This is a genomic window from Paraburkholderia sp. Ac-20340, assembly GCF_017104965.1.
Lineage (GTDB): Bacteria > Pseudomonadota > Gammaproteobacteria > Burkholderiales > Burkholderiaceae > Paraburkholderia.
Map to the genome: position 1 here is coordinate 1 of NZ_JAAGPR010000021.1, position 19,047 is coordinate 19,047.

At 61.1% G+C, this 19,047-nt stretch carries 16 protein-coding genes; 8 read left to right on the forward strand and 8 right to left on the reverse strand.

All coding sequences use genetic code 11. The features are described from left to right. From sdhC to mqo, 3 genes are all read right to left on the reverse strand, one after another. On the reverse strand, window positions 1–235 hold a 235-nt coding region (sdhC, locus tag G3N59_RS23430), incomplete at its 3' end, for a succinate dehydrogenase, cytochrome b556 subunit (RefSeq protein ID WP_205985180.1). A 103-nt stretch (window positions 236–338) separates the two neighbouring features. Then, window positions 339–653 carry a DUF3579 domain-containing protein gene (locus G3N59_RS23435; RefSeq protein ID WP_205985294.1) on the reverse strand — a complete coding sequence of 105 codons (315 nt, stop codon included), beginning with the start codon at window positions 651–653 and terminating at the stop codon, window positions 339–341. Between the two features lie 18 nt (window positions 654–671). Then, a complete protein-coding gene (gene mqo / locus G3N59_RS23440) occupies window positions 672–2,261 on the reverse strand; it encodes a malate dehydrogenase (quinone) (RefSeq protein ID WP_205985181.1) in 1,590 nt (529 codons plus the stop codon). A gap of 373 nt (window positions 2,262–2,634) precedes the next feature. Between mqo and G3N59_RS23445 the strand changes: the two genes are divergently transcribed. Further along, complete coding sequence (locus tag G3N59_RS23445; RefSeq protein ID WP_205985182.1) at window positions 2,635–2,856, forward strand: hypothetical protein; 222 nt, start codon at window positions 2,635–2,637, stop codon at window positions 2,854–2,856. A gap of 247 nt (window positions 2,857–3,103) precedes the next feature. Here the strand turns inward: G3N59_RS23445 and G3N59_RS23450 are convergent, their stop codons facing one another. Next, a complete protein-coding gene (locus G3N59_RS23450) occupies window positions 3,104–3,268 on the reverse strand; it encodes a hypothetical protein (protein WP_205985183.1) in 165 nt (54 codons plus the stop codon). Window positions 3,269–3,541: 273 nt separating this feature from the next. Beyond that, a complete protein-coding gene (locus tag G3N59_RS23455) occupies window positions 3,542–4,426 on the reverse strand; it encodes an amidohydrolase family protein (RefSeq protein WP_205985184.1) in 885 nt (294 codons plus the stop codon). Between the two features lie 193 nt (window positions 4,427–4,619). On the opposite strand from G3N59_RS23455, the gene G3N59_RS23460 reads away from it, so the two are divergent. From G3N59_RS23460 to G3N59_RS23490, 7 genes are all read left to right on the forward strand, one after another. After that, window positions 4,620–6,071: an aldehyde dehydrogenase gene (locus G3N59_RS23460; protein WP_205985185.1), complete on the forward strand. Its 1,452-nt coding sequence runs from the start codon at window positions 4,620–4,622 to the stop codon at window positions 6,069–6,071. Window positions 6,072–6,126: 55 nt separating this feature from the next. Then, window positions 6,127–7,356: a 3-(3-hydroxy-phenyl)propionate transporter MhpT gene (gene mhpT / locus G3N59_RS23465; protein ID WP_346777922.1), complete on the forward strand. Its 1,230-nt coding sequence runs from the start codon at window positions 6,127–6,129 to the stop codon at window positions 7,354–7,356. A gap of 128 nt (window positions 7,357–7,484) precedes the next feature. Next, window positions 7,485–8,576 (forward strand): porin, encoded by a 1,092-nt coding sequence (locus G3N59_RS23470; protein WP_205985187.1) that lies wholly within the window; start codon window positions 7,485–7,487, stop codon window positions 8,574–8,576. A gap of 34 nt (window positions 8,577–8,610) precedes the next feature. Beyond that, complete coding sequence (locus G3N59_RS23475; protein WP_205985188.1) at window positions 8,611–10,320, forward strand: tannase/feruloyl esterase family alpha/beta hydrolase; 1,710 nt, start codon at window positions 8,611–8,613, stop codon at window positions 10,318–10,320. Between the two features lie 17 nt (window positions 10,321–10,337). Next, complete coding sequence (locus tag G3N59_RS23480) at window positions 10,338–10,865, forward strand: DUF3237 domain-containing protein (RefSeq protein ID WP_241023879.1); 528 nt, start codon at window positions 10,338–10,340, stop codon at window positions 10,863–10,865. 212 nt (window positions 10,866–11,077) lie between these two features. After that, window positions 11,078–12,316: an MFS transporter gene (locus G3N59_RS23485; protein WP_205985190.1), complete on the forward strand. Its 1,239-nt coding sequence runs from the start codon at window positions 11,078–11,080 to the stop codon at window positions 12,314–12,316. A gap of 220 nt (window positions 12,317–12,536) precedes the next feature. Beyond that, window positions 12,537–12,746, forward strand: coding sequence for a hypothetical protein (locus G3N59_RS23490; RefSeq protein WP_205985191.1), 210 nt, complete (start codon window positions 12,537–12,539; stop codon window positions 12,744–12,746). Window positions 12,747–12,754: 8 nt separating this feature from the next. Here G3N59_RS23490 and G3N59_RS23495 read toward each other — a convergent pair whose 3' ends face one another. From G3N59_RS23495 to G3N59_RS23505, 3 genes are all read right to left on the reverse strand, one after another. Then, entirely contained in the window at window positions 12,755–13,699 is a 945-nt protein-coding gene (locus G3N59_RS23495) for an LLM class oxidoreductase (RefSeq protein WP_205985192.1), read from the reverse strand. 9 nt (window positions 13,700–13,708) lie between these two features. Beyond that, window positions 13,709–14,020, reverse strand: a complete 312-nt coding sequence (locus G3N59_RS23500) for a cupin domain-containing protein (protein ID WP_205985193.1) — start codon at window positions 14,018–14,020, stop codon at window positions 13,709–13,711. A 68-nt stretch (window positions 14,021–14,088) separates the two neighbouring features. Further along, window positions 14,089–18,951, reverse strand: coding sequence for an NAD-glutamate dehydrogenase (locus G3N59_RS23505; RefSeq protein ID WP_205985194.1), 4,863 nt, complete (start codon window positions 18,949–18,951; stop codon window positions 14,089–14,091). Window positions 18,952–19,047: the final 96 nt, after the last annotated feature.

A 19,047-nucleotide genomic window follows, 5' to 3' on the forward strand; every position in this document is an offset into this window, starting at 1 on the left:
CGAGCTTGACGATGATGTTGGAGAGGAAGCCCCGGAAGACTTCGAAGCTGAGTTCCGAAGTGAGGCTCTGGTCAAACAGGAACAACAGGAAAGGCAGGAAAATGAATAGAAGTGCACCGCTCACGCGGTGACCGATCGATACGCGACCGGCCAACGGCAGGCGGTATGCGAACAATATCTGCCCAAGCCCGATGTTCCGGTATTCCGGCCTCGGTTTTTTTGCGGCTTCTGCCATGCTAAAACCTCTCGCAGCGTAAAAAAACAAATCGACTTCAATAGTGAAAACAGCAGGATTGCGGCGCGTCCTGACGAGGGCTGAATGCGGGAGTGGGTTGCCGTTACTTCGCAGCCTGGCTTTGACTTTCGACCACGAGGTCATTGTCTTTGGCGAAACGCAGAACGAAGTCGAAAGCGTAGGGCGCAATGTCGCGCAGCCTGGCGTCGAGCACGACGCATTTCAGATTGCCGATAATCATCGGGCTGACGTAAAGCGAGTAACGCAGATGCAGGTCTGCTTTGCGGACGCCGCGCGCCCGCGGCCCAAAACTCGACATCGCGCCGGCCAGCCGCTCGGACCAGTCGCTGGGCCGAAAAGTCTTGCCTTTGCGGGTCACGCCTTGAATGACGTAGGCGGCGGGGTTCGCACTATTCATTGGCATTGCGGTCTTCAATCAGGCAAATGAGTCTTGCGCAACGGCGAGATCGGCCACGGCACGGCCAGCGGGCTCCCATTTCGGCGGCGCGCTCAATTGCAGCACTTCGCTGGTCGCATTCAACGATTCATAAGCCTTGCGCGGATTCGCCGAAAGTTGCGTGCCATATCCGGGAATGATCTTGCGGATTTTCTCTTGCCACGCGGGCGTGCGCAGACGTTCCCTGAAAGCCGTTTCCAGCAGGCCGAGCATGATGGGCGCGGCCGTGGAAGCGCCGGGCGAAGCGCCCAGCAGACCGGCGATACTGCCGTCCTTCGCGCAGACGATTTCCGTGCCCAGTTTGAGCACGCCGCCCTTGAGTTTGTCGCGCTTGATAATCTGCACGCGTTGACCGGCCTGCCACAGGCGCCAGTCCTGCTGGCGCGCGCCGGGCAGATATTCCTGCAATGCGTGGAGGCGATCGCTATCGGAGAGCATTAATTGGCTCGCCAGATATTTGATCAGCGAAAACTCGGAAAGGCCCACGCGTGCCATCGGCACGATGTTATTCATGCGTGTGCTCGCCAGCAGATCGCTATACGAGCCGTTCTTCAGAAACTTGGTCGAGAACGTGGCGAATGGCCCGAATAGCAGCGCTTTTTTACCGTCGAGAATACGTGTATCCAGATGCGGAACCGACATGGGCGGCGAGCCGACCGATGCCTTGCCATAGACTTTCGCAAAGTGACGGCAGGTGATGCCGGTGTCTTCGGTCACGAGGAACGAGCCGCCTACGGGAAATCCGCCGTAGGCCTTCGCCTCAGGAATACCGGATGCCTGCAGCAAGGGCAGCGAGCCGCCGCCTGCGCCCACGAAGACAAAGCGGGCATCGATGCGCCGCGTCCTGGCATGCGTGCGCGTATCGCCCAGCGTCACGCGCCACGAACCGTCGTCGTTGCGTGCAATCTGCTGGACATCGCTATTGAGCAACAAATTGAAGTTCGACTGGGTTTGCAGATGGCGCACGAATTGATGGGTGATTTCGCCGAAATTCACGTCGGTGCCCATCGAGGACCACGTTGCGGCCACTTTCTGGCGCGCGTCGCGACCTTCCATCATGAGTGGAACCCACTCGGCAATATCCTTGTGCGACTCCGAATACTGCATGCTCTGAAATAGCGAATTCTTTCGCAGCGCGTCATGGCGCGCCTTCAGGAAGCGCACATTCTCTTCGCCCCACACGAAACTCATATGCGGTGTCGTGTTGATGAACGAACGCGGCTGCTTCAAGATCCCGCGGTTCACGCCCCACGCCCAGAATTGACGCGAGATCTGAAAATCTTCATTGATGCGCACAGCCTTGGCGATATCGACCGTGCCGGACGAGGTCTGCGGCGTGTAATTCAGCTCCGCGAGCGCTGTGTGGCCGGTGCCTGCGTTATTCCAGCCATTCGAGCTTTCCGCAGCGACTTCGCCCAGCCGTTCGACCATCGTCATCGACCAGCCCGGTTCGAGTTCATGAAGCAGGACGCCAAGCGTCGCACTCATGATGCCGCCGCCGATAAAGAGGATATCGACCTTTTCCAGGTCGTTGCCTGCCTTGTCCTGTGCATTTTCCAGCATAGTCATTCGCCGTCGCTTATCCGCAATGTGGGTTCTTTAAAGACGGGAAGAATGCTAAGGCTTTGACCCTGCTACATATAGTCGCAGTCTGGAAATGGACCTTTGCGGGTTATCTGTGAATGTCGGCCAAAGCCTTATTCATCAAGGGTTTGCGAATCTACAGATGAGTGCTGTCAGGGGCGCAATAGTGTCTTGAGATTGCCGCAACGGCGCTTTTTCACGTTACACGCCGGCATCAAGTTACGCGCAAACCGGGCAACGATTCCATCGGATTACGTGGAACGGACCCTTGCTTTCGGCGCGCTTAATCGGTCCGGAATGGCGAACTATAGTTCGTCCTGTCGCGGCACTTTGACGCCGCGAATCAAGGAGAAGAGTCGTGAAAGTTCTGCACTGCCTCGTGGTTGCAATGTCGCTTTGTGCCGCTACCGCTTATGCCCAAGGCAACCATGCCCACCCGTCGGCCGCCGAGAATGTCGTGGCCAGCCAGGATGCTTCGGCCAATCAGGTAATCGGCCGCGTCGAGCAGCAAAAGCCGGTTGAAAAGAAAGATGAATGCGTGGGCCCGGTTTCGTTCTGCAATATCTACTTTGGTAGCTAAGCCAGAAACTGCGTTGAGTCCGAGTTCGATGTGTGTTTCCAGATTGCGGGTTTGCGCCGGTTCGGAAAGGCCACGGCGGCCAGATTCGATAAAGACAGATTTCCCGCCGTCAGCGTTGCGAGGGCGCATGCACGCCATTCATGTCGGCGCCGGATCGGAGTTGTTGCTAACGCAATCGTTGAGCGGCAACGGACTGGGCGCCGAATTTCAGAACTAAAAAGAAATGAGCCTGGTAGAGCGAGGAATTCTACTGCGCGGACAGCGTGTCGCTTTCGCGGCTGGCAATCAGTTCTTCGATCCGGCGCTCTCCAATGGCGCCGCTCCAGGCGTAGACCCAGCGCGTTGCGAGCCCCTGTTCGTCGGGGGAACGCGCGTTCATCAGCCTGCCCATGGCCTTGTGGAGTCGGTTCATCGCGTAGGTTCTGCGGTGCGCATCAGCCGCAAGTGTGGCGTTGTGCGCGTGTCTCTCTGGCGATCGAATCACGATTCTGTCTCTCAGTATTTAAATGATCAGACGAATCTAACTTACCACGCGCATTTGCGTGCTTGAACTCCGCAAATGGCCGCAGGCTACCGGGGGCTTTGTTGACAAACTTGTGTCAATGCCAACCACGGTGAGTCTGCTTCGCCATTTGCGAGCCGTCAATCCGATCAATTAGGGCGAGAGCGATTCATTACCCCATCTTTATGCCTGCGCACCAAGACCGAGCAGGCGCACCGCATTCTCCTTAAGAATCAGCGGTCTGACTTCGGGTTTGATATCGAGCGTATCGAAATCGGCGATCCAGCGGTCGGGCCGGATCAGCGGAAAATCCGACGCGAACAGCACGCGTTCGCGCAACAGCGAATTGGCGTACTTCACGAGTTCCGGCGAGAAGTATTTCGGCGACCAGCCGGAAAGATCGATATAGACATTGGGTTTGTGCAAGGCGATCGAAAGCGCCTGCTCCTGCCACGGCCAGGACGGATGGGCGATCACGATCTTCATATCGGGGAAATCGGCCGCGACGTCGTCGAGATAAATCGGCTCCGAATATTTGAGGCGCAAGCCACCGCCGCCGCGCATGCCCGAGCCCATGCCCGAATGACCGCTATGAAACACGGCGGGCAGACCGTATTCGGCAATCACTTCGTAAAGCGGGTAGGCCATGCGTTCGTTGGCGAAAAAGCCCTGCATGGTGGGGTGAAACTTGAAACCCCGTACGCCGTGCTCCTCGATCAGCCGCCGTGCTTCGCGCGCGCCGAACTTGCCCTTGTGCGGATCGATACTCGCAAACGCAATCATGATGTCGGCGTTTTCTTGCGCAAACCCGGCAATTTCTTCATTACTGATTCTTCGCCGCCCGATATTCGACTCGCAATCGACCGTGAACATCACGAAACCAATCTGGCGTTCGCGATAGTGCGCGATGGTTTCGGGGATCGTGGGGCGGCGGCCTTGCTTGAGTACGGTGCCGAAGTATTTGTCGGCGGCTTCATCGAACTCCTTGGCGAACAGATCGGGCGGCTGGCAGCACGACACTTCGGCGTGCACGTGCGTGTCGATGGCGACGAGCGTATCGATGTTCATGGGTGTCTCCGGTTTTGTTGTGGTGTGGGCGCAGCAGACCGATCTCGGGTTTGTACCAGTCGGGCCACATTCTACTTTACATATCAGGAAGCCTGATAGTAAATTGAGATCACGCTGCGGATGCCGGCACAGGAGATTTGCCGGGCACATCGCGGCAACCTCATCAGAAAACACACGGTTTGGAGACAAGACCATGCATGAAGCCAGCCTGCTGATTGGCGGCCAGACGCGCGCGGCGTCGAACGGCGAGACCTTCGCGCGGATCAACCCGGCCACGGGCGATGTGGCCACGCGCGCCGCCGCCGCGACCGTGGAAGATGCCGATGCCGCCGTGGCGGCCGCAGCGAGCGCTTTCCCGGCATGGGCCGCGCTCACGCCCACCGAACGCCGCAAGCGCCTGCTTGCCGCCGCCGATCGCATGGATGCGCGCGCGCCCGAGTTCATCGCGACCGGCGCCGCCGAAACGGGCGCAATGGCGAACTGGTACGGCTTCAACGTGATGCTCGCCGCCAACATGCTGCGCGAGGCCGCAGCGATGACCACGCAGATCGACGGCGCCGTGTTGCCGTCGGACGTGCCGGGCAGCCTGGCGATGGCCGTACGCCAGCCCTGCGGCGTGGTGCTGGGCATGGCGCCCTGGAATGCGCCCGTGATTCTCGCCACGCGCGCGCTGGCCATGCCGCTCGCCTGCGGCAACACGGTCGTGCTCAAGGCCTCCGAAGGCTGCCCTGGCGTGCACGCGCTGATCGGCGAAGTGCTCGACGATGCAGGCCTGGGCGCTGGCGTAGTCAACGTCGTCACGCATGCGCCCGAGGACGCGCCGCAGATCGTCGAGCGCCTGATTGCGAACCCCGCCGTCAAACGCGTGAATTTCACCGGCTCCACGCGCGTGGGCAAGATCGTTGCGGAACTCGCCGCGCGCCATCTGAAGCCGGCGCTGCTCGAACTCGGCGGCAAGGCGCCCGTGCTGGTGCTCGACGATGCCGATCTCGACGCAGCGGTCGAAGGCATTGCCTTCGGCGCGTTTTTCAACCAGGGGCAAATCTGCATGTCGACGGAGCGCGTGATCGTCGATCGAAAAATTGCCGATGCCTTTGTGGAAAAACTCGTGGCGAAGGCGCGCACGCTCAAGGCCGGCGACCCCACGCAGCCGGGCTCGATTCTCGGCACGCTGGAAAGCGAGGCTTCCGCACGGCGCGTTCGCGCGCTGGTGGAAGACGCGCGCGAGAAGGGCGCTGCATTGCCGCTGGGCTGCGAAGTGCATGGCGCCATCATGCAGCCCGTGATTGTCGAGAATGTCACGCGCGAAATGAAACTCTATGCCGATGAATCATTCGGCCCGGTCGTGACGGTGCAGCGCGTCGATAACGACGAAGAAGCGCTCGCGGTGGCGAACGACAGTGAGTTTGGTTTATCGGCGGCCATTTTCAGCCGCGATATTGCGCGCGCGATGCAACTGGCAAAACGTATTGAATCGGGCATCTGCCATATCAATGGGCCGACCGTGCACGACGAAGCGCAAATGCCGTTCGGTGGAGTGAAGGCGAGCGGTTATGGACGCTTCGGCAGCAAGGCGTCGATTGCCGAATTCACGGATCTGCGCTGGATCACGGTGCAAACGGGGCCGCGTCACTATCCGATCTAGGCCGCGCAACACCACCGATCTGCAAACGACATTACAACGAGGCAAGGAGACAGACGTGGAGACATCGACGACGACGCTGGCCACACGCCGCGCCGCCAGCGTGGCATGGGTACTGGGTTTGTGCTTTACCGTGGCGGTGCTGGAAGGCATCGACCTGCAATCGACGGGCGTGGCCGCGCCGCGCATGGCGCGCGAATTCGGCCTGAGCGTGAGCCAGATGGGAATGGCGTTCAGCGCGGGCATGGTCGGCCTGTTGCCGGGCGCGATGATCGGCGGACGGCTCGCCGATCGCATCGGGCGCAAGCGCGTACTGCTGATTTCGATGATTGCTTTCGGGCTGTTTTCGCTGCTCACGGCGCAGGTCAGCACCTTTGCGATGCTGCTGGTCGCGCGCCTGTGCACGGGCCTGGGGCTGGGCGGCGCGATGCCGAATCTGATCGCGCTGTCTTCCGAAGCGGTCTCGCCGCAGCGGCGCAATACGGCGGTCAGCATCATGTATTGCGGCATGCCCTTGGGCGGCGCACTGGCCGCGCTGATCGGCGTGATGAGCGTGGGCGATACGGCGTGGCGACACATCTTCTACACGGGCGGGCTGGCGCCGCTGCTGGTTGCGCCGCTGATTCTCGCTTGGCTGCCCGAATCGCGTGCGTATGCGGAGCGTGCAGAACGGAGCACGCGCGCAGCAGACGGGCCGCCGCCTGCGTTGACGGTGCTGTTTGGCGAAGGGCGCGCCGCGGCCACGCTGCAAATCTGGCTGAGTTTCTTCTGCACGCTGATCGTGCTGTATTTCCTGCTCAACTGGCTGCCCTCGCTGATCGTGAGCCGCGGACTGTCGCGCACGCAGGCCGGCATCACGCAGATTTTCTTCAATGTGGGCAGCGTAGTGGGCGTGCTGGCCGTGGGCGTGTTGATGGACCGCACGAATCCGCGCCGTGTTGTTGCGGCGATTTATGGCGCGATTGTGGCGGCGCTTTTCATGCTGGCCGTGGCGCATGACGCTACGTGGATCGCGTTTGCGGTGCTGCTCGCCGGCATGGGCGTGGTGGGCGCGCAATCGATGCTCTACGCGCTGGCTGCCGCGAGTTACGCCACACGTATGCGCGGCACCGGCGTGGGCGCGGCCGTGGCAGTCGGGCGGATCGGCTCGATTGTCGGGCCGCTCGCAGCGGGGCAATTGCTGGCAGGCGGCGCGAGCGCGGCAACGGTGATCGGCGCAAGCGTGCCGGTTGCTGTAATCGCGGCAGTGACGGCGTGGCGTGCGCAGCGTCGGACTACGGTTCATTAAAGGCGGGGAAGGGTAAGTGGCAAGCGTTATGAATGGCTACTTACCCTCGATGTAATAAGCATGACGAAATAATTATTCGATCGCGACAACAAGCGCGACGATTCCAATTAACGAGGTTCGGAGATAGCATGAAGAAAGCACTTTGCCTGGGCGCGTGTCTGATCGGAGCGGGCGTGGCGCACGCCCAGAATAGCGTCACGCTTTACGGCGTGGTCGATGGCGGTTTGCTGTATCAGAACAAGAACGGCGGTCCCGGCGCGGGCGGCCCCACATCGCATAGCAACTTTCTGTTCAGTTCCGGCGGCAACAGCAGCAATCGCTGGGGATTGATTGGCCTGGAAGATCTGGGCGGCGGCGTCAAGGCAGGCTTTCAACTGGAAGGGCAATTCAGCCTTGGCACGGGCGCCATGTCGCCGAGCAATACGATCTTCGGGCATTACGCCAATGTCTTTCTGCGGTCTTCATATGGTCAATTCACGGCCGGTCAGCAACTCGATCCGGCGTATTACGCATTCGGCCGCGTCGATCCGCGCGAATTAAAACAGGCCTTCAGTTCGGCGGGTTTCTGGAATTTCCTGGAGGGCAAGAGCACGACCTCGGGCACGACCGTGTATGAATCGAATTCGGTTTCATACAGTTATAAGACCGACAAGCTTTATCTGGGCGCGCTTTATCACTTCGGCAATCAGGCTGGCAGCCTGTCGCAAGGGCGCGCCGTGTCGGTAGGCGCCGCGTATGAGGACGAGCATTTGATCGGCGAGGCGGCCTTCGTGCAGAAGAACGATACGAATGGCGAGCGCGATCTGCGTGTGTGGTCGCTGGGTGGCGGCTACAAGGTCGGGCCTGTCACGCTCAAGGCGGCGTGGACCGATTACGACCAGCCGCAGGGTAATGCGATTTCGCAATTCGGCGTGACGGGGCCATCGGATATCCGCGTGATTCAGGCGGGCGCGAACTGGTTCGTTACGCCCGCATACAAACTCACGTTCGCTTATTACTGGGCGGAGGACCGCCGGAACACGCAGAACGCGACGAGCACGTTCGTGTTGAGCCAGGATTATTTCCTTTCCAAATCGACGGATCTTTATGTGTATGCCGGTTTGATGAATGCGAAAAACAAGGCGAACGGCTTGACTAATCTGATGACGGCTTCGCTCACGGGCGGCGTGGCAGGGCAGAACACCGTGGCCGTAGGCGCGGGCATTTCGCATCGCTTCTAGGCCGCATGATTCACACCAACGAGATCATTCGAATATGACGTATTGCATCGAATCGACGAAGCAACGGGCAGCGTATGTCGCCGCGCTGACGCTTGCGGCTTCCTTCGCCGCTTCATTGGCGGGCTGTGTGCAGTCTGGCAGTACCGCGCAAACGCCAGGCGCTGCCGCCGATACCCCGCAAGCGGCAGCCTGCACGCAACTCGCCACGCTGGCGCTCGGCGATGGCAAGGTGACATCGGCGAAATGGGTGACGGGCGCTTCAAATGCACCGGCGTATTGCCTTGTAGAAGGCGTGCTGGAGCCGCGCACGGGCGTACCCGCACCGGTGAATAAATCCGGCGGGGCGGCGACAAACGCGCAATACGGCATGCATTTCCAGTTGCGATTGCCGTTGAAATGGACAGGGCGTTTCTTCTATCAAGGCGGAGGCGGTAGCGACGGTATCGTGCTGCCGGCCATCGGCGTGATTCCTTCGTGGCGTGACGGGCCATCGGCGCTTTCGCGCGGCTTTGCCGTAGTCAGCTCCGACGCGGGCCATAGCGAAGACCAGAACGCGGGATTCGGCGTCGATCCGCGCGCGCGCCTCGATTATGGCTATCGATCGATTGGCCCCGTCACGCAAGCCGCGAAACGCGTGATTCAGGCGTTCTATGGCGAAGCGCCGAAACACTCGTATTTCGCGGGCTGTTCGAAGGGCGGCCAGGAAGCGCTGCAGGCGATGCAGCGCTACGGCTCGGAATTCGACGGCATTATTTCCGGCGATCCGGGTTATCGGCTGCCTCACGCCGCCATCGCGCAGGTCGCGGACACACAGGCCTTTAGCCGCGCCGCGCCCAAAAGCGCGGACGGGCGCGTCATGCTTGGCCGCGCATTTTCGCAGGGCGATCTCAATCTGATTGCGGATGCCGTGCGCGGCCAATGCGGCAATCAGGATGGCGCGCACGACGGATTTATTTACCGGCCCGATAGCTGCCGATTCGATCCCGTGGTTTTGCAATGCAAGGGCGCAAAGACCGATCGATGTCTGTTGCCCAAACAGGTTGCCGCGCTGCATGCCGTTTTTAATGGTGCGAAAACGCCGGATGGACGCGTGCTTTATACGCCGTGGCCCTACGATACGGGCATCGCCAGCGCGAACTGGCGCGAGTGGAAACTGGGCGACGACCAGCATCCATCGCGGGCGGAAACGCTGGGCGCAGGCTCCATGCAATACGTTTTCTCGACGCCGCCGCGTCAATCTTTCGATATCTATACGGCTTCGCTGAGCGATCTCGCACAAGGCATCGACAACACCACGCCTGAATATCCGCAATCGGCCACGCAATTCATGGACGCCGATTCAGTCGATCTGAATGCATTCAAGGCGCGCGGCGGTAAATTGCTGATTTATCACGGCGGCAGCGATCCGGTTTTCTCGGTCACGGACACGATCGATTATTACCAGAAACTGCACCAGGCCTATGGCGCGCAGACAGGCGCTTTTGCGCGGCTCTATATCGTGCCGGGCATGAATCATTGCTCGGGCGGCGACTACGCGCTGGACAGTTTCGATTCGCTCGATGCGATGGTGAAATGGGTCGAAGACGGCCAGGCGCCCGATGCCATCACCGCCCATGCAGGCAGCAAATCGGGCTCGAAACTCGCGGCGGGATTGACGCGTCCGCTGTGTCCGTATCCGCAAACCGCACGCTATACGAAGGGCGATCCGCACGATGCGTCGAGCTTCGTGTGCGCCGCTAACTGATGATGAGGAGACAGATCATGCGGAGTTCTTTTGCGCGGCAATTCCGACGCCTGGGCGTGACGTTGATGCTCGCGGGCACGGCGGCTCACACTGCGTTCGCGGCCGAGGCGCCGCCGGCACATATCCCTTCGGGCGAACTCGTGATGGAAATTACCTGCGATCTTGCGCCGACATTATCCCTGGGCGAATCGCCGACCGGCGAGCGGCGCATGGTGCCGATCGTCGGCGGGACGTTCTCGGGGCCGAAGCTGCATGGCGTCGTGCTGCCTGGCGGCGCGGATCGGCAACTGGTGCGTCGTGACGGCTTCAAGCAGCTTTCTGCGACGTACGAGTTGAAAACCGACGATGGCGCGATTATCAGCGTGTCGAATCATGTGCTCGCGCCGGCACAGCGCGCGCCCGGCGAAGCCGTGTTTTCGAATATCGATCTGATCGCGCCGCAAGGCACTTACGGCTGGGTCAACGACAGCGTGTACGTGGGCACGCTCGATAGCCTGCGGCCCGGCCGCGATGCCGTGCTGATTCGGGTTTATCGATTGAAATAGCGTGTGGTCGCGCTCCAGATTGAGGAGATCTGGAGCGTTTTTTTATCGCTAAAAAAGTGCGTTAATTTATCTTATGTTAAATAACAAATCCAGACCGCACATCCCGACCCCGCATTGTTCAGCCTCACTATCTTGTCTTTTCAGCATTCGCCGCTTTTTCCTGGGAGAAACCCTGACTAGAATACGACGCCTGAATCCCAATCAAGGCCGTCATGCAAATAGATATCCGTCCGACTCCAGCAAGCCTGGATGACAAATCGACGTCCGCGAGTCAATGGCTATCTGTCGTTGCGGTGGCCATGAGCGCGTTCGCGTTCGTGACCGCTGAGTTTTTGCCCGTCGGCTTGTTGCCGCAGATCGCGCACGATCTGGGCGTCTCCACGGGCATGGCTGGCTTGATGGTCACCACGCCGGGCGTGCTGGCCGCGATCTCCGCGCCAATGCTGATCGTCAGCGCCGGCCGCATGGATCGCCGCTTCGTGTTCCTTTTGCTCACTGCCGTGCTGCTGGTCGCGAACATTCTGTGCGCCATCGCGCCGAATCTGCCCATCATGCTGGTGGGACGCGCGCTGCTCGGCGCCGCGCTGGGCGGTTTCTGGACGCTCGCGACCGCCGCCGCGCCGCGCCTTGTCGAAGGCAAAGACGCCGCCAAAGCCACCGCGACGATCCTCACCGGCGTGACCTGTGCCACCGTGGCCGGCGTGCCGCTCGGCACCTTTATCGCGTCGTTTTCGTCCTGGCGTTTCGCCTTTGCGGCCACGGCCGGTCTCGTTGCGCTCGCGTTGCTGGCGCAGGCGTTTCTGGTGCCGTCGCTGCCGTCGGCATCGGCATTGCGTATCGCCGATTTCCGTACCTTGCTGCGCCGCCCGCACACGCGACTGAGCATGCTGATGGTCGCGCTGGTCTTCGGCGCGCATTTTTCGACTTATACGTATATCGCGCCGCTGCTCGAGCACGATTTCTCGCTGAACGCGATGACCTTGCTGCTGTTCGGTTTCGGTCTGATCGGCTTTTTCTCGAATGCACTGACGTCGACGGTGATTTCAGATCATCTGAAGAAGTCCGTCGCGGCGATGGTCTTGTTGCTGCTGGCCGCCATGTCTTCGATGCTGTTGCTCGAACATTCGCCCATCGGCGAGACGGTTGGCATGCTGTTGTGGGGCATCGCTTTCGGCGCCCTGCCGCTGTGCTTCAGCGTCTGGATTCAGCGCGATACGACCGATCTGCCCGAAGCCGGTTCGGCCATGTTCGTGAGCGTGATTCAGGTGGCGATTGCGCTGGGTTCGGCCGTAGGCGGCACGATTGTCGACCGTGCGGGCGTGCACGCCGATTTTCTGCTGGGACTCGCGCTCGCCCTGCTCGGCCTTGTGACGCTGCAACGTCTGGCCGTTTCGCAACGGCAAAGCGCGGCGGCCAGTCTCGATTGCGCTTGCGACGCATCGCTCGACTGATCGAAGGCATTCAACGCAATTCATTCAACGCACTTTATACGCGCCGTGGCGGGCGAAAAATCACATTACATGCCCGCCACTAACGCGCCTTATCGCCGATAGCGAATCAAAACTATTGGCGGGAACGCGGCAAAATTCTTTTCACTCTCCTGCCGGATTGCCTATCTTTCTCTGATGAGCCAATCCGCAGCCACGAGATGTCGTCGGCGGCCCGGTTGGCATGATCGCTGGTCTGACGATTGGCGACGGCGTAGCGCTCGATAAAAAAGCCAGGGGAGGCTGCATCATGGCGCAACAACCCACCGATCAACGCAAGGGTTTTCTGCACAACCTCAAGTGGATGTTCATCCTCTGGTGCGTAGGTTTCGGCGCCACGGTGCTGCTCACGTTGCCGTTTCACTTCCTGGTCGAAGCGATGATGAAGAAGTAGGCGCGGCGTCACTCCGCGTGGAAATGCGGCAACACGTCGGCGGCGAGTTCGTCGATGACTTCGCGCGCGGGCCGCTCCGTACCCAGATTGAAGGTCACGTGATGCATGCCCGCTTCCCGCATGGCCTCGAGCAGCTCGACCAGCGCCACGCGACCCGTGCGATAACCGAGCGAAACCGGTGTTGCCGGTTCATGCGCATCGTCGCTCAAATGCAGGCGCATCGCGGTGCCGAAGGCACGAAACGCATCGGGCGCAACGCGTGCCACAGCGGCGCGCCAAAGCGCGTAACGCGCGCGTTGTGCTTCGGGTTCGCGGTGATACGTCATCCAGCCGATCGAGTTACGCGCAATCCAGTCCACGCTTTGCCCACCCGAGCCCACTGCCAGCATCGGCACTGGCAATTCAGGGCGTGGCAGCAGGAAAAACTCGGGTGCATCGGCTGATGTGAGATCCGGCACGATGCGCGAATCCAGCGCGAGCGCAGCGGCCAGCGTGTCCCAATGACGCCGATAGAGTTCGCGACGCGCTTCGCCCTCTTCACCAAACGCCGCGTATTCCGCAGGTCGATCGCCGGAGCCGAGGCCCAGAATAAAGCGCTTATCGGACAGGTGACTCACCGATACCGCGCCTTTGGCAATATGCAGCGGATGGCGCAGCGTCAGCACGATGGCGCCGCTGATCAGCGCCGCGCGTTGTGTATGAGTCGCGAGCGCGCCGAGCAAAACCCACGGATCGAGATGGCCAACCGGATCGGGATAGTCGGCGCTATTGAGCGGTACATCGCGCACCCAGAGCGCGCGAAAACCACGCGCGTCCGCATGCTGCGCGAGCGCAACCTGCTCGCGAAAATCGGCGATGGGAGATGACGGCGCCAGCATCGGCAGCGACAGGCCAATCGACAGTTGCGAAGGCGCGAAGACCCGGCTGGCAATGGGATTCTCGATGGCGGCCATAAAATCGCTTTAAACGCTGCCCGCTTTTTCGATTACGAGAATGCGCGCTTCACCGAGCGGGTGCGCGACGTGCTCGGTGCCGATCGACGCGTAAAACACATCGCCCGTTTCGAGCATCGTCGAATGCTCGGCGCCTTCTTCGCGGTAACGCATTTCCACGCGGCCATCAAGCACGGCGAAAACCTCTTCGCCATCGTTGATGTGCCATTTGTAGGGCTGATCGGTCCAATGCAGGCGCGTGGTGATGCCATTCATATTGGCGATGTCGAGCGCGCCCCAGGCACGCTCAGCAGTGAAGGTTTTGCTGCGGATGATTTTCATGGGAAATAGGACGGAACGGGAATGCCTGCATTTTAAGCGCTCGCCTCCCGCCCCGCTTCAGAACCCCTTCACGGTCGCTCCAGCAACGCCATCGCCCGCACGATCACCAGCAGCACCGAAATACTCACGCCGCTCGTGGCGCGCAATTCCGCGAGCAGATGCGCGTAGCGCTCCAGCGCCGCCTCGTGCTGGCCGCACCACGCGTCCACCAGCGCCTGCGCATCGGCATTGGCGGGCGCGTCGGCCAGCACGCTCATCGTCAGCGCGCGTTTGAGGCGGCCGACTTCCGCAAGCGCGGCTGCGCGCGCCATGGTGTCCCAGTGCGTCGGCGTCGGCAGCGCGGCGGCACGCTCGCTGATCCAGCTGTAATTCAGCCGCGTGCCCAGCGCGAAATACACCGAGGCGACCCATTCGAGCGGCCGCTCGCAAGCCGCCGCCACATCGGCGATATCGAGCAGCGCGACCGACAATTCACCGCTCGCCACCCGCACGGCCAGCGCGCTTTCCACGCCCGCATTCACCAACGCGGCCTGACGCGCCGAAAGCGCTTCCAGATCGCAAGCCGGCAGCAGCGTCGGCAATTGCGGCGCGAGACGTTGCGCCGCGTCGCGGCAGCGCGCGAGCAGCGTGTTGACACCCACCTCGTCCACCGCGCCCGCCTGCAGATGCCGCAGGAACCAGAGCGCCGCGCGTTCGAGCAGGCGCGCGACATCGACGAACATGCTCGCCTGCACGTCGTCGGGCACGCGATTGTCGAGCGCGTCGATATCGCGCCAGATCTGGTCGAGATCGAACACGTCGCGCGCCATGATGCACGCGCGTACGATCTCGCCCGGACGCGCATCGGTTTCTTCCATCAGCCGATGCACGAACGCGCAGCCCACGCGATTCACAAGCGCATTCGTCAAATGCGTAGCGAGGATTTCGCGGCGCAACGGATGACGCAACATCGGCGCACTGAAGCGCTGTTGCAGCGGCTGCGGAAAATAATCGATCAACATGGCGGCCACGAGCGGGTCTTCGGGCACATCCGAATCGAGCAATGCGTCGTACAGCCACATCTTGCTGTAAGCCAGCAGCACGGCGCGTTCGGGCGACGTCAGGCCGAGTTTCGCTGCCTGACGTTCGGCCACTTCCTCGTCGGTCGGCAAGAACTCGATCACGCGATTCAGGCGCCCCGCGCGTTCGAGCCAGCGCATCAGGCGGGTTTCCGCGTCGAGCAGTTCGGCACTATAGCGTCCCGCAATCGACAAGGCTTGCGTCTGATAATAGTTATCGCGCAACACCAGCAGGCCGACTTCGTCGGTCATTTCCGCGAGCAGCGTATTGCGCTGCTTCGTAGTCATTTCACCATCGACCACCACGAGACCCAGAAGGATCTTGATATTTACTTCGTGATCCGAACAATCCACGCCTGCGGAATTGTCGATCGCATCGGTATTGATGCGGCCGCCATTCTGCGCGAATTCAATACGGCCGAACTGCGTCACGCCCAGATTGCCGCCCTCGCCCACGACCTTGCAGCGAAGATCCGCACCATTCACACGCACGGCATCGTTCGCGCGATCGCCCACCTGTGCATTGGTTTCGTGCGCCGCCTTGATATACGTGCCAATGCCGCCGTTATAAAGCAGATCGACCGGCGCCTGCAAAATCGCGCGAATCAGTTCGCTTGGCGTGAGCGCCGCCGCATCGATACCGAGCACGGCCTGCACGGCTTGCGATAGCGGAATGGTCTTCACGGTACGCGCGAAAACGCCGCCGCCCGCCGAAATCGTCGCCGGATCGTAATCGGCCCAGCTCGAACGCTCCAGCGCGAACAGGCGGCTGCGCTCCGCAAAACTCACTGCTGTATCGGGATTGGGATCGAGGAAAATATGCCGATGATCAAACGCCGCCACCAGTTTGATATGCGGCGAGAGCAGCATGCCGTTGCCGAATACGTCGCCGGACATATCGCCCACGCCCACCACGGTGAAATCGCTGGCTTGCGTATCCACGCCCATTTCGCGGAAATGGCGCTTGACCGACTCCCACGCGCCACGCGCGGTGATGGCCATTTTCTTGTGGTCATAGCCTACCGAGCCGCCCGAAGCAAAGGCATCGTCGAGCCAGAAACCATATTCCTGCGAAATGGCGTTTGCGTAATCCGAAAACGTTGCCGTGCCTTTATCTGCTGCGACGACCAGATAAGGATCGTCGGGATCGTGCCGCACCACATCGGGCGGCGGCACGATGGCGTTATTGACGAGGTTATCGGTCAGATCGAGCAGACCGCGCAGAAAGGTCTGATAACAGCCGATGCCTTCGCGCATCCACGCTTCGCGGTCGGTTATCGGCGGTGGGTTCTTCACGACAAAACCGCCCTTCGATCCCACCGGCACGATGACGACGTTTTTCACCATCTGCGCTTTCATCAGGCCGAGCACTTCGGTGCGAAAATCTTCGCGCCGGTCGGACCAGCGCAAGCCACCGCGGGCCACGCGTCCACCGCGCAAATGCACGCCTTCCACGCGCGGCGAATACACCCAGATCTCGAACATCGGCTTGGGTTCGGGCAGGCCCGGCACCTTCGACGGATCGAACTTGAACGAGAGCGACGGCAGCGGCACGCCTTCGGCATCGCGGCGGAAATAGTTGGTGCGCTGCGTCGCCTTGATAACGCCGAGGAACTGGCGCAGGATGCGGTCTTCGTCGAGATTGGGGACCTGGTCCAGCGCGGCGTCGATGGCCTTGAGCGCCTGTTCCATGCGCGCCGTGCGGGCGTCCGTGACCACGGTTCCATCACCCGCGCGCGGATCGAATCGAATCAAAAATAGCTCGACGAGTTGACGCGCGATCGCCGGATTACCCGTGAGCGCGCGCTCGATATAAGCGTCGCTGAACGTCGATCCCACCTGGCGCAGATACTTCGCATACGCACGCAGAATCGTGACTTCGCGCGCATTCAGATACGCGCGCAGCACGAGTCGGTTGAAATCATCGTTCTCGATGCGCGCGGTCCAGACCGCTTCGAATGCATCTTCGAAAAGATCTTTGACGCGCTCGATATCGAATTCGGTATCGTCGGCCAGTTCAAGGCCGAAATCATGGACCCAGGCGGGCTGGCAACCCGGCACCTGAATCACATAAGGACGTTCTTCGTCCACGCGCACGCCCAGATGTTCGAGCATCGGCAGACTGCGCGAAAGCGCGATGGCATCGCCCGCGCAGTAGACCTTGAAGCGGAATGCGCGCGGCCCCGCCTCGATCGGTCGATACAGATTCATCGCAATGCGGCGCGTGCCCTGCACACGCTCGATCAGTTCGATATCGCGCACCGCCGTGCGGGCGGGATAATCGTCGCGATAGCCTGCGGGGAAAGAGTCGGCGTAACGGTGCAGCAGGCGCGTGCCCTGCTCTTCGCCAAACGCGTCGAGCAAGGCATCGGCGAGATCGTCCTGCCAGCGCCGCGTCACCTGCACGAGCCGCGCTTCCAGTTCGCGCGTGTCCACCTCCGGCATTGCGCCCGATTTGATATGGACGACGAAATGAATGCGAGCGAGCGTCGACTCCGAAAGCAACGGTGTGAATTCGACCGATTCGCCGTTGAATGCCGCTTTCAGCAACTGGGCGATACGCTGGCGCAAGTCGGTGTTGTACTTGTCGCGCGCCACGTACACGAGACAGGAGACGAAACGGCCAAAGCGGTCGCGCCGCACGAACAGGCGTGTGCGCTGATGTTCCTGCAAACGCAGCACGCCTAGCGCGATGTCATAGAGTTCGTCTTCGTCAGCCTGAAAGAGTTCGTCGCGCGGCCAGGTTTCCAGCACCGTGACCAGCGATTTACCCAGATGGCCTTTGGGCAGAAACCCCGCGCGCCTCACGATGTTTGCGCATTTGCGGCGTACGATCGGGATCTCGTTGATCGAGTCCATGTAGACGGTCGAAGTGTAAAGGCCGACGAAGCGGCGCTCGCCGCACACCTGTCCGTCCGGGCCAACCAGTTTGATGCCCACGTAGTCGAGATAACCGGGCCGATGCACCGTTGCGCGCGAATTCGCCTTGGTGAGAAAGATCGGCCAGGCGCCCGAGACGACTTCGCTCGCGGCAGGCGGCAGCGGCGTGACATCGGGCACGCCAGGCGCGCGCAAAGCTTCGCGCAGAATGCCCAGCCCCGAACCTTCCACGCCGCGCAAACCGAAGCCGCCGTCGTGCGCGACCAGCGCATAGTCGCGCTGGCCGAGGAAGGTGAAATGATCGGCCACCATCCATTCGAGGAAGGCGCGGGATTCGATATCTTCGGCGCTGCTTTCACGCGCCTTCATCGTCTTGATGGTTTCGTGCGCGACTTCGACAATCTTCGGCCAGTCTTCGACGGACGCGCGCACGTCGCCTAGCACCTTGGCGATATCGCGGCGCAATTCGTCGAGCTTTGCTGCGTCGCCGCATCGATCGACTTCGAAGTGGATGAACGAGGCGAGTTGCGATTGCGCGTCGTCCGCGCCGGCACCGCCGACGTCCACGCGCGCAATGCCGCCGTCCTGGCCGCGCCAGATGCGAAACACCGGATGCATCGCCGAATGCAGCGCGAGTCCGAGTTTATTGACCGCCATCGATACCGAATCGACGAGAAACGGCATGTCGTCGTTGACGATCTCGATGACGGTGTGGTCCGAATGCCAGCCGTGCTGTTCGAGGATCGGGTTATAGACCCGCATTCGCTCGGTGCCCGGCACGAAGCGCTGAGCGGTCTGCCAGTGCGCCATGGCGGCGCCGTAGAGATCGGCGATCGAGCGGCTGCGCAGGTCCTCGGCATCGACGAAATCGTAATAGTGCCGCAGGAAAGGCTCGACGATCTGGAAGGTCGATTCGGGCAAACGCGCACGCGCGAATTCCACGAGATCGGAGAGCAGATGGGCGACGAAATCCTCGTTCCTCGCTTGAACCATGACGGGTCTCCGGTGTTCTACTGAATTATCCGGAAGTGCCTGTCAACACAGGCTTTCCCCGCATCTGGTTCCCCGGGGTTCTCCGGTGTTCTCCAG